Origin of the sequence: Mycoplasma crocodyli MP145 (assembly GCF_000025845.1) — a bacterium.
Taxonomy (GTDB): domain Bacteria; phylum Bacillota_I; class Bacilli_A; order Mycoplasmatales; family Metamycoplasmataceae; genus Mycoplasmopsis; species Mycoplasmopsis crocodyli.
The window spans coordinates 682,451-694,611 of sequence record NC_014014.1 but is presented as its reverse complement, the minus strand read 5'-3'; the positions used below and the strand labels follow the sequence as shown (position 1 = coordinate 694,611).

At 26.2% G+C, this 12,161-nt stretch carries 9 protein-coding genes; 5 read left to right on the top strand and 4 right to left on the bottom strand.

All coding sequences use genetic code 4. From position 1 onward, the window contains the following. Positions 1-236 precede the first annotated feature (236 nt). The 4 genes from MCRO_RS02995 to MCRO_RS02980 all read left to right on the top strand — a co-directional run bounded on the left by MCRO_RS02995 (position 237) and on the right by MCRO_RS02980 (position 5,558). Positions 237-1,274, top strand: a complete 1,038-nt coding sequence (locus MCRO_RS02995) for an NAD(P)-dependent oxidoreductase (RefSeq protein ID WP_013054731.1) — start codon at positions 237-239, stop codon at positions 1,272-1,274. A gap of 19 nt (positions 1,275-1,293) precedes the next feature. After that, complete coding sequence (locus tag MCRO_RS02990; protein WP_013054627.1) at positions 1,294-2,244, top strand: aquaporin; 951 nt, start codon at positions 1,294-1,296, stop codon at positions 2,242-2,244. Between the two features lie 472 nt (positions 2,245-2,716). Continuing rightward, positions 2,717-3,454, top strand: a complete 738-nt coding sequence (locus MCRO_RS02985) for a nuclease-related domain-containing protein (RefSeq protein ID WP_013054385.1) — start codon at positions 2,717-2,719, stop codon at positions 3,452-3,454. Position 3,455: 1 nt separating this feature from the next. Further along, positions 3,456-5,558, top strand: a complete 2,103-nt coding sequence (locus MCRO_RS02980; RefSeq protein ID WP_013054452.1) for a Tex-like N-terminal domain-containing protein — start codon at positions 3,456-3,458, stop codon at positions 5,556-5,558. A gap of 40 nt (positions 5,559-5,598) precedes the next feature. On the opposite strand, the gene MCRO_RS02975 is transcribed toward MCRO_RS02980, so the two are convergent. The 4 genes from MCRO_RS02975 to MCRO_RS02960 form a co-directional block, all read right to left on the bottom strand. Then, the gene (locus MCRO_RS02975) at positions 5,599-7,554 is read right to left on the bottom strand and encodes a transketolase family protein (protein ID WP_013054180.1); all 1,956 of its coding nucleotides are present in this window, start codon (positions 7,552-7,554) and stop codon (positions 5,599-5,601) included. Positions 7,555-7,636: 82 nt separating this feature from the next. Next, complete coding sequence (gene prmC / locus MCRO_RS02970) at positions 7,637-8,362, bottom strand: peptide chain release factor N(5)-glutamine methyltransferase (protein ID WP_013054650.1); 726 nt, start codon at positions 8,360-8,362, stop codon at positions 7,637-7,639. Further along, a complete protein-coding gene (gene prfA / locus MCRO_RS02965) occupies positions 8,362-9,438 on the bottom strand; it encodes a peptide chain release factor 1 (RefSeq protein WP_013054747.1) in 1,077 nt (358 codons plus the stop codon). The genes prmC and prfA overlap by 1 nt, the downstream gene beginning before the upstream one ends. 203 nt (positions 9,439-9,641) lie before the next feature. Then, complete coding sequence (locus MCRO_RS02960) at positions 9,642-11,378, bottom strand: MAG3240 family lipoprotein (RefSeq protein ID WP_041594075.1); 1,737 nt, start codon at positions 11,376-11,378, stop codon at positions 9,642-9,644. 89 nt (positions 11,379-11,467) lie between these two features. Here MCRO_RS02960 and MCRO_RS02955 point away from each other — a divergent pair, with 89 nt between their 5' ends. Beyond that, positions 11,468-12,019 carry a C48 family peptidase gene (locus MCRO_RS02955; RefSeq protein WP_013054601.1) on the top strand — a complete coding sequence of 184 codons (552 nt, stop codon included), beginning with the start codon at positions 11,468-11,470 and terminating at the stop codon, positions 12,017-12,019. Positions 12,020-12,161 lie beyond the last annotated feature (142 nt).

Below are 12,161 nucleotides of genomic sequence, written 5' to 3'. Positions count from 1 at the left end.
ATAATTTCATTTTACTTATTAAACTTTTGTATAAATATTTTGGTTAAAAACGGTGTTTTTTTATTCATTAATATTTCATAAAAATTAGCAAATATTTGCAAAATAAAATCATAGATTATTCAGTTAGTAATATTTCCATTTTACTTTAATTTTTAAAACTAAATAATGATACAAAAAATATAAATATATATAATTATAATGATTTTATTTCAAAATAAGATCCCATAGGAGTAATTATGAAGATAGCATTCTTTGATGCAAAAGAATATGATATTAAATACTTTGATAAAGTAAATAATGGAAGACATGAAATTACATATTTCAAAGAAAATTTAGGAATTAACACCATTAAATTAGCAAAAGGTTTTGATGCGGTTTGTGGTTTTGTTAATACATTTGGTGATAAGTTCATCTTAGAACTTTTAGCTAAAGAAGGAATTAAAGTTTGATTACAAAGATCAATGGGCTACAATAAAGTTGATTTAGCAAAAGCTGCTGAATTAGGAATAAGTGTATTTAGAATACCTAACTATTCAGCCGAATCAGTTGCTGAATTTGCAATGGGTTCAATGTTAGCACTTAATAGAAAAATTGTTATAGCAAATAGACGTGTAAAAAAATATAATTTCTCTCTTAATGACCTTGATGGACTTTGTGTTCACGGTTCAACAGTAGGAGTCATTGGTGGCGGAAAAATAGGTCAATCATTTGTTAAAATAGCAAAAGGAATGGGAGCAAGAGTTTTGGTGTTTGACTCATTTAATGAAACAAACTTTCCTAATTTAGCTAAAGAATTAGGTTTCGAATATGCACCTTTAACAAAGGTTCTTAAAGAAAGTGATTTTATATCACTACATGCACCTCTACTTCCTTCAACTCGTTATGTAATTGATGAAGATGCAATTAAATTAATGAAGCATGGAGTTATTATTATTAATACTGCACGTGGTGAATTAATGAATATAACTGCAGTTATTGATGGGCTTAAAAAAGGTATTATTGGTGGATTAGCAAGTGATGTTCTGGAACGTGAAGAAGGTAGATTCTATGAAGATATTTCAAACAGAGCTGAAGAATATCAAGAACTCGATCCTGAATGATATGAACTAATAAAAATGAAGAATGTTTTAATAACATCACACCAAGCATTTCTTACAAACGTTGCTTTAACACAAATAGCTTCAATTACTTTAAATAATGCAGATGATGCTCAAAAAGGTGACTTTTCTAAAGCATTGTTAATGCAACCTGATGGTAAAATAAAAAATGGATAATTTATAAACAAGGAAATAAATGGAAATTAAAAAAACGAACGAAGAAACCAATTTACAAAAATTATTTGGTTTCTTCAAACTTAGCAAATCAAAAAAAGAATTTGCACAAGAACCTAAGGATTCTAAAACATGACTTATTCATGCTATTTCAGAATTAATAGGAACAATATTTATCTCAATGGGACTTGCTGGTTTAAGCATTAAGGTTAAGGATACCCCGGTTGAACATCTCTTTTTATTGCACAACATTATAGTTGGATTCTTTGCGGGATTTATAGTAGTTGGATTATGTTTAGTAATCTTTCTGCGTTGAAGTTGTGATTTAAATCCTGCTGTTACCTTAACAAGATATTTAAATGGTACTAACACAGGAAGATATGCTTTAATGAAAATAGGTATGCAAATAATTGGAAGCGTTATTGCAGGTCTATTAATTTACGGTATTGGAACATTAACTAATAAAGGTGGATTACCTAATGCTCCAATTGATGCTGTTGCTTCGGCATATAAATCTTTTGATAATGTTAAACCAAATATTGGAAACACAAATAATATACTCGCTGTTGGTGGAACATGAATATTTTTTGTGGAAATGGTTATGACAGCTGTTCTATTGTTTCCGATATTTTCACCAAACATTAGAGATAAATATAGAGACGTAATGATTATGTTTATCATTTCATTGTCTGTATGAATGGGTATTTTAGGTGGAAGTGCTGCAATTAATCCTGCTAGAGGATTTGCACAACAATTACCATATTTAATTTTCGTGCCAATTAAATCACCTGGTTTAGATTTAAGTTCAGTTACAGTAGCGACAGTAACAATGATATTGGGTGGATTGGCTGCACCAGTATTCTTCTTATTTTGCCAAGGATTCACAAGAGCTTACTTTAATCCTTGGTTCACAAAATTAGTAAAATTTAAGAACTTTAAATCAGATAATATGCACACACCAAACAAAAAATAATACTATTAAAATAAGGTTACCAAACCTTATTTTTTTGTTTTAATATAAAATTTAAAAAAATCGTATTAGCTTATCGTATGGCATTATACGAACTTCCACAAATTTTAAATTTATAATTATATTGGATAAGAAAAATGCATTGTAGTACAAAATATGAAAAATTTTTAAGTTGTAGTTGATGTTAGTTTGTTTGTAATATATTTTTTCTATTAATATTTTGATATCAATAACAATTCAATACTTTTTTTATGGAGTTTTTCTGTCATCTAATTGTTATAACTTAAAATTATTGACAAAAAAATGCTTAAACATAAATAATATTTTTTATCTAAAATAGACATCAGAATATAATTTATTCTCTATTTTTTTAATTGACCAATCATTTAAATATTTGTTAAAAATAATAAAAGAATGGATATCATTTTTTACATTATTTAGTAATTTAATTAATATAGTTGTCTATAATTTAATCATGATTAAATTAAATGAGACCACAAGCTTAATTACAAATTCTGAAAAGCTAGCAAACTTTACTTGAACAATTGTTGGCGTTGTTATTATGACTTTATTAGTTATTCTAATTACCACTCTTTTTACATATTTATATTTGAAGAATAAGAAATATCGTTCAAAAGGTTTTATCTTTGAGCAAGAAGTTGATAGTAAAATAAAAACATGAGTCAACAAAAAAAATGTAGAGTACATACCAGGTGGTACATATTCTTATAATGATAATATGTTTGAAATTGATGGTTTAATAATTACTTCCAAGGCAATTATTGTTGTAGAAGATAAATATTATACAGGTAATATAACCGGTGATGCCAACAACACCTTTTTACATTTACAAAATGATAGAGGTAAAAAGAAGAAAATAAATAATCCTATTATCCAAAACGATAATCACATCAGACATTTATTCAAAGCAGCACGTGCAAAATTTATTTGTGGTTCATTAATAGTTTTTGAAAAAAATGCAAAATTTAACATAAAAAATGTTGATGACCATGTTGTTTTAACAACTATTGATGATATTTCTAATACTTTAGACGAAATGTTAAAATCATTAGATTCACTACCGAAAACAATTGATATAGAAAACTATTCTTCGATGTTTATAAGTCTAAAAGCAAATACAATTAAAGAACAAAAGAAATGAAAAAAAATAACTAAAACAAACTCAAAAACACAAAGACAAAAAGGAAAATAATATGATAAAAGCACTACAATTCGTGGCATTCGAATTAAATATAAAAGAAAGTCAGATCCAAAAAACTTTAAAACTTTTAGAGGAAGGTAATACCGTTCCTTTTATTTCTCGTTATAGAAAGGATGTGACAGAAGGGTTAGATGAAGAAGTAATTCACCAAATTGATGTAATGTATTCATACTATGTTGAATTAATAAAAAGACAAGATGCCATAATTGAAATTCTAAAAGAAAGAAAATTATTAACTGAAGAATTAGAAAAACAAATAAAATCAACAACTAAAAAAGCTGATTTAGAGGCAATTTATGAACCATTTAAACTAGGCAAAAAAACAAAAGCAACAGATGCTATTGCATTAGGTTTAGAAGAGTTAGCAAAAGAAATATTCAACAATAAGGATGAAAAATTTAATCCTTACAAATTTGCAGAAAAATTTATAACCGAAAAAGTTCCAACCATTGATTTTGCAATTGAAAATGCATTATATATTATTTCTCAATGGATTTCACAAGATGTAGAAGTTCGTAATTACATAAGAGAGCAATATTTAAATTTCGGTAAAATTGAAACTAAATTAAAACAACCTGACCTTGATGAAAACCAGAATTTTAAAATATATTATGACTTTAAAGGAACGGTTTCAAGAATACAAAATTATCAAGTCTTAGCTATTAATAGAGCTAGCGACTTAAAAATAGTTACATATAAGATTTTGATTAATGACAAGGTAGTTCGTTATCATTTAACAAATAAATTCTTTAAAAACAAAAGAACAGCCACATTAATTAATAGAGCAATCGATGATTCTCTTGAAAGACTAATTAAGCCATCGTTAGAAAGAGAAATTTTTGCATATTTGTTTGATAAAGCCGAACAAAAAGCAATTGAACTTTTTGCAGAAAATCTAGAGAGTATGTTAATGACTCCGGCCGTAAAAGATAAGGTTGTTTTGGCTATTGATCCAGCGTACATTAACGGATGTAAAACAGCCGTTTTAGATAAAAATGGTAATGTTTTAAACATTGATATTATTTATCCAAACGGTAAATTCGCTAAACCAGAAGAAGCAACAAAAACAATTTTAAAAATTGTAAAAGCCTATGACATAGACATAATAGTAATTGGTAACGGAACCGCTTCACAAGAAACAACGAGATTTATTAAAGCATTATTAAATCATTTCAAGCTCGATATTCAAGTTGAAATAGTTTCTGAGATAGGTGCTTCAGTTTATTCTGCTTCAGATGTGGCAATCAAGGAATTTCCAAAACTTTCCGTTGAACAAAGATCTGCAATTAACATAGGAAGAAAATTCCAAGATCCGCTTAATGAAATAGTAAAAATAGAACCCAAATCAATAGGTATTGGACAATATCAACATGACCTCAATCAAAAAGAATTGGGTACAGCTCTTGATTTTAAAGTAGATAAAGTTGTAAACTTGGTTGGAGTTAATTTAAACACAGCAACAAAAGAAATTTTGACTCATATTTCAGGTTTAACTTCTAAAATTGCTGATTCAATTTTAGAATACAGAAAAACAGTAAAAGAATTTTCAAACCGTTTAGAATTAAAAGAAGTTAAAGGTTTAGGTCCTAAATCATTTGAACAATGTGTTGGTTTCTTAAGAATTTTTAATTCCAATAATTTCTTAGACAGAACTAATATTCACCCCGAAAATTATAGCTTAGCTAATAAAATAATTAAAGAATATGATTATGATTTTAATACAAATAAATTTAACAAGGAAGTCAATGCCGATAAAATTTTACAAGAGTCAAAAACAGATAAGTATTCGCTTGAACTGATTTTGGATTCTTTAAATAATCCAACTAAAGATATAAGAGATAACAAAAAAGGCTTTAAGATTAACTTAGATTTGAATGATATTGACGATATTGTTGTTGATGAAATTTACGATGGCAGAATTGAAAACATTACAGATTTTGGAGCTTTTGTTTTTATTGGAATTAAAACTAATGTTTTTATTCATTTCTCTAAATATAAAAATAAACCTATTGCACTTGGTTCAGATATAAAAGTTAAAGTGATTTCAATTGAAAAAGACAGGAAAAGAATATCAGGTGAATTTGTAGACATTTAAGAAAAATATACAAAAAAAGTTGCGTCAAAGCAACTTTTTATTATTTGTTTTTAAGAAATGTTTGGATTCTTTGTGTTAAATTATCAACGTTAAATCCTTTTAATTCATAAACTTTTTGACCGTCTTCGCTTCAACCATATCCGTTAGCTAGAAACGCATCAAATTTGTTGTATTTTGACAATTTATATCACATCATTTCATTTGTTGCTTCAATAGCAAATATAGGTTTTTTATTTAGACCTAAGCTTAGGATTAAATTCTCATTATTAATTAAGTTTTGTAAGTGCGGTACGGATATTACTTGAGCCTTTATTTTTAATTTAGCTAATTCATCTGAAACCTTAATAGCTAGTTCAACTTCTGAACCACTAGCTAGAATACTAAGGTTATAAGAAATTTGATTTTTTACTACATAAGCACTTAATAATTTTCCTTTTTCAGGTAATAAGTTTAACGAAACTAGTGGCTGACGACAACCGATAATTGCAACTTGAGTTTCCTTTTGATCTAGCGCATATTGGAATGCCGCTAACATTTCACTTTCGTCACAAGGTCTAATTACTTCAAAATTATGAATTGCTCTCAACATTGGTATTTGATCAAAAGGTTGGTGTGTTGGTCCATCACCACCTACTTGATATGAATCATGTGTAAATACATGAATTCCAGGTAGTTTCATCATAGCACCCATTCTTAACCCTGATTTCATATAATCAGCAAAAGCTAAAAATGTTGAGTCAATCGTTCTTATATTTGAATCTAAATATATACCATTGTTAATTGCAGACATTGCAAATTCTCTTATTCCATACTTTATGTTTTTTCCACCTTCTGAAACAAGCTGTTTTTCAAATCCTACCTTTGTTGCAGAAAACAAGTCTGCACTACCACCTATTATACTTTGGTAGTTTTTATCAATGTACTTCATAATTGTTGCTATATAATTTCTGGTAGCAACATTTGTTTCTTTAAATTCAACTCCAGATAAATCAAATTTTGTTGAATGTGAGGTTATTTCTTCAAATAGTTTTGCTTCTTTTGGATATGTATTTTTATAGTTTTCATATAGACTATTTCATTCTTCATATCTTTTATCTTTTTTTGCTAATTCTTCTTGACCGTAGTCATATACGTCTAAATCATAATCAAAAGGAATTTTATTATTTAAACCAATTGATTTTTTAAATTCTAATGTTTTTTCTTCATTTAGTGTTCCGTTATGTCCGCTAGATTTATTGGCAACAGATGTGTGTGGAGCAATAATAGATTTTACTTGGATATAACTAGGCTTATCAGATTTTTTGGCTTCTTTAATAGCTAGTGCAATACTTTCTTGATCATTAACATCTGCTTTAAAAGTATTAAAGTTTTGTGATTCGAAGAATTTAATTAAATCAATTCCATTTACATCATTAGCATTAGAATCAATTTGTATGTTATTGTAGTCGTGGATCATAATTAAATCATTCAATTTATATGTTCCTGCTAACTGAATAGCTTCTAGTGCAACACCTTCTTGAATACAACCATCACCATGAACTATAAAAATTTTATGGTCAATTATTGGGAATTTTTCTTTGTTAAAATTAGTTTGTAAGTATTTTTGACTCAAAGCCATTCCAACACCCATTGCTACTCCTTGACCCAAGGGACCGGTTGAAGCATCTACATAATCAAAAGCATCTATTTCAGGATGTGAAGGAGTTTTCGAATGAAGTTTTTTATGGTTCATCATATCTTCTTTAGAAAGTAATCCTAAAAAATGCATTGCCGAATACATAGACATTGAACCATGACCTGCACTTAGAACAAATCTATCTCTATTGATTCATTTTGGATCACTTGAAGAAATATTCATTGATTTAACTATCAATTCATATGTAATTGGAGCAGCGCCAAGCGCCATTCCTATGTGTCCTTGACCAGCTTTATTAATTGAATCAAGTGCAATTGCTTGCATAGAAGCAATATACTTTTTCTCTATTTTTTTAATCATTTATACCACCTTTTCTATATTATATTAAATAAACAAAATACCTTAGTTTATTTGTTATTATTTTTGAAACTATTTATTAAATTTATTGAATTTTAATTTCATTATTATGGTTAATAATTACAAACCGTTCTAGTCCTGAAATATCTTTATAAATTTTTGCATCATTGTTTTTTACTATTTGAATTCAAAAATCATGATGAAGAGGATTGATTTCAAATATTAGTTTTCCGTTTTTGTTAAGGTATTTTTTTGATTGCTTCATAATTTCTTTATAAAAAAATAGTCCATTATCATCAGCAAATAAAGCATGATGTGGTTCATGATTTAATACATTATTTGATATATTTTCACTTTTCATTAAATATGGTGGATTTGAAATTATACAGTCAAATTTTTCATCTATATTTTCAAACAAATCAGATTTGATTATTTTCACTTTTACATTATTTTCAAGAGTGTTAATTTTACTTTGTTCTATTGCGTTATCGTCAATATCACTTAAAGTCACTTGCAGATTTTTATTGTTAAATTTAAGTGCAATTCCAATAAAACCAGAACCACAGCAAAGATCTAATACTTTTGAATCGTTTTTTATATTTTTGAGAGCAAGAAAAATTAATTCCTCCGTTTCATAACGTGGAATTAAAACATTTTTTTGAATATTAATTTTAACATTAGCATACTCGATGTAGCCTATTATTTTTTGAACAGGAACTTGTTTGGATATTTGATTAATTTCTTCTTGATTAATGGTTTGTTTTAAACCATATTTTCTTTTTTCTTTTAGAAGTTCGCTTATTGATGACACTATAAACCGGCTTCTTTTAACTTTTCATCTTGTTCCATAGCTAAAAGCGCATCAATTATTGAATTCAGTTTTCCTTCCATAACTGGTGATAAACTAGTCGAATATGAAATTCTATGGTCAGTTACTCTATCTTGTGGATAGTTATAAGTTCTTATTTTTTCACTTCTAAAACCTGAACCAGCAAGTTTTCTATATCCGGATTCTTCCTCTTCTTTTTTCTTAAGTTCTAAGTCATATAATTTTGATTTTAAAATTCTCATTGCAATTTCTTTGTTTTGAATTTGGCTTTTTCCTTCTTGACAAGAAACAACAATACCACTTGATGCATGAGTTATTCTAACTGCTGAATCAGTTGTATTAACTGATTGCCCACCATTTCCGCTCGAACGAAAAACATCAATTCTTATGTCTTCACTTTTAACTTCTATTTCTATATCGTCATCTATTTCTGGCATAACAGTTACTGTTGCAGTTGAAGTATGTACTCTACCTTTTGTTTCAGTTACAGGAATTCTTTGTACTCTATGGACACCACTTTCAAATTTTAATTTTGAATATGCTTTATCTCCTAAGATTGAAAATGTTATTAGTGTAAAACCACCGGCTTCTGCTCTATTTTCGTCTAATACTTTAAGTTTCATATCATTTTGATCACTTCATTTTTGATACATTCTAAATAAATCTCCAGCAAAAATATTTGCTTCATCACCACCTGCTGCTCCTCTTATTTCTACAATTACGTCTTTATCATCGTTTTTATCTTTAGGCAAAATTAAAATTTTTAACTCTTCGGTTAATTTTGTCATTATTTCTTCTGATTGAGTTATTTCTATTTTTGCTAATTCAACCATTTCTTCATCTTTTTCACTTAACATTTCTTTTGAACTTTTAAAATTTTGTTCGGCATTTAAATAGTGATTAAAACATTTAACTATTTCTTCAATACTATTTAGTTCTTTGTTAATTTTTGTATATTTCTTTATATCATTAATTACATTGGGATCGTTAAGCATTTCTTGCATTTCATTGTATTTGTTCTTAATATTTGTTAGTGATTTGTACATTGTTTGTTCCATAATTTTTAATTATATTATAAAAATATAAATTACTTAATTATTAATATTAATTTGTATCTATTGATATTTTTTAATAATTAAACTACTATAAATATTTAGTGAATTTTTTAAACTTATGCAAACAATTTATAAGTTGAATAGTATAGGTTTAAAAAGGTTTTAAAAAACACCAACACAACTTATTAATAGGCATATTGGTGTTTTTATTTTTCAAAATAAGCAATTAAAGGTGTATCTTTCATTTTAAAATTATCATTTTTCATTTTAAAATTATCTAAAAATAATTTATTGTTTGTGCCTTTAAAACAATCGATTACTATCTTTTTGTTTCTATTTTCCTCGCTTAATAAAGATTTATTATTGTAATCTATAAAATCAATAGTTATAATTAATTTTCCTGGGTTTTGATATTCATAAGTATTTATGCTTACATCTTTTATACCGCTATAAAAGTCATTTTCTTTATTAGAAATTAGAAACGACAACACTATGTTTGAAATCATTGTTTCGATGTACTTATTCGAGTTTAACAAGTCTTTATAAACTTGGTATGCTTCTACTTGTAAAATATTTCTATTTGCTCATAATTGTAAGTTGTTTCTTTCTTTGAAGAAAATATACGAAACTATTTTTTCTATATTTTTTCTAAAGAAATTGTTTGCATCAATACCTTCAACTAACTTATTATCAAACTTCTCTAATTTGTAAACATCTCATAAATCTGCACTTGTATAATCTAAATTATTATTAGCAACATAACCTTTAAATAAATGATAATGAACATTAAAATCTATTGAATATCAAGGATATATCTTGCTTGTTCCATCTTTTTTATTTACTTTTATATTTAATTTAACAACACTATAACTGTTTTTTGGGAATGGTGCATATTCGATGAAATCAGTGATTTCATATGATAAATCCTCATTACTTTTCTCGTATGGAACATCTATATAAAATAAATCTTTTTGCCTATGTACAAGAGATATAAATGTTTTAGCACTCATTTTATCATTAAGGTTTTTTACATTATCAACTAGATTATCATAATTGGTTCAATTTCAAGGATTATCTTTAAATTTTAAAACCGGAAAGTTAAGATACTCATTAAACAAAGTATTGTCATCTTCATTTCAAAAATCAATGCTTAAAACAGATGATTTTAGGTAGTTTAAAAAATTTGTAATATAGAATTTTACTTTTTTGGATTTGTCGCTTAATAAACTCTTGTTTTTGCTATCAACAATATCAATGTTAAATGAAACAAAATCATTCTTTTTATTAACTTTATTTGGGTCTATATCAATCACAACATTGAAATCATTTACATCGAAGTTGTATTTCAATAAATGAACCTTAATTATATTTTGGAGATATTTTTTTTGTTCATGATTTATACTTCATCCATAGGCTCTTAAATTTTTTATATCAATATAGTTTGGTAACAAAGAGAAATAATATTGATAATTATCAATTATGTTTTTTATTGTCATTTGAATATCTGGAATGAAAAAATCATTACCATATCTTTTCATCTTCTCTTCATATAAATAATATGGATTTTTTACAACTTTATCATTGTCATATTCGATAAATAAATCATCAAATTTTTTTATCTCTTTAACTTCAATTGGTTTTTTATTATTTGCACTAACATTAATAATTAAATCATTGTTTAATTTAAATTTTATGGAGTTATTATAAATTTTACTTTTAATATAATTAATTTCACGACCATCCTTTTCAAGATTGTAGAAGTTACTAAAACCGACCAATTCATTTATTTGATCTTGGTTATATTGTTCAAAAAAATTATTTTTTAAATTGATTTTATAACCATTAATAGCGCAAGATTGCATTGCTAAAAACGAAGCAAGGCTTGCACTTGTTAAACTTGCTCATAAAAATAAACTATGTTTTAATCTTATTTTTTTCATCATATTAATATTACTATTAAATAATAAATTATTATTAATTTTTTATTTATTCAAATTCTTTAAAAATTTAAAAATTCTTTATAATACATTTTATGAATAATTTAACATCAAGACAAAGACTTTATAAAAGAACTATGATGAATTCTTATAATAAAGCAAGAGCAGCATCACAAATAAAAAACTTTTGAATAATTTACTTAATAAACATCTTAATTATTGCTGCAATTACAATATTTATATTGGTTCAATTTATCTTAAAAAAGGTACCTTTTAACTCAAATACAGCAAGCCAATCTTCAAAAATTTTAACATTAGTTTTCTTCATTGTTTTTAATTTAATTATGTTATATGCAATTTACTTTTTTGTTGTGACTATCTTCTTCATCCAAAAAACAAAGAATCTAAAAGACTTATGAATTTTTTACGAATCTTATAAATTACAAAGAAAAATACTTTTTTTAGATTTTAGAAATTATAGTTATGAACACTTGTTTGAAGAAGAGATTTTTGAACAAAGAAGTGCAGGTAAAATCGGTACAACAAACAATGGACAAGATGTAAATTTGGTTGAAGTAAATAATGACCAAAATTTAGAACAAAATACTATTTATGCAAGTGATGAAACACCAAAAAATAACAATTAAAACACTTTAAAAAATATTCTTATGAATATTTTTTTAATTTTATTTGTCAATATTGTAAAAATCCATTAACTTTTTATCAAAAAAACACTTTGGTAATGAAAAAACTCCATTTTAAGGTATTTTTTCAAAAAATATATTAAAT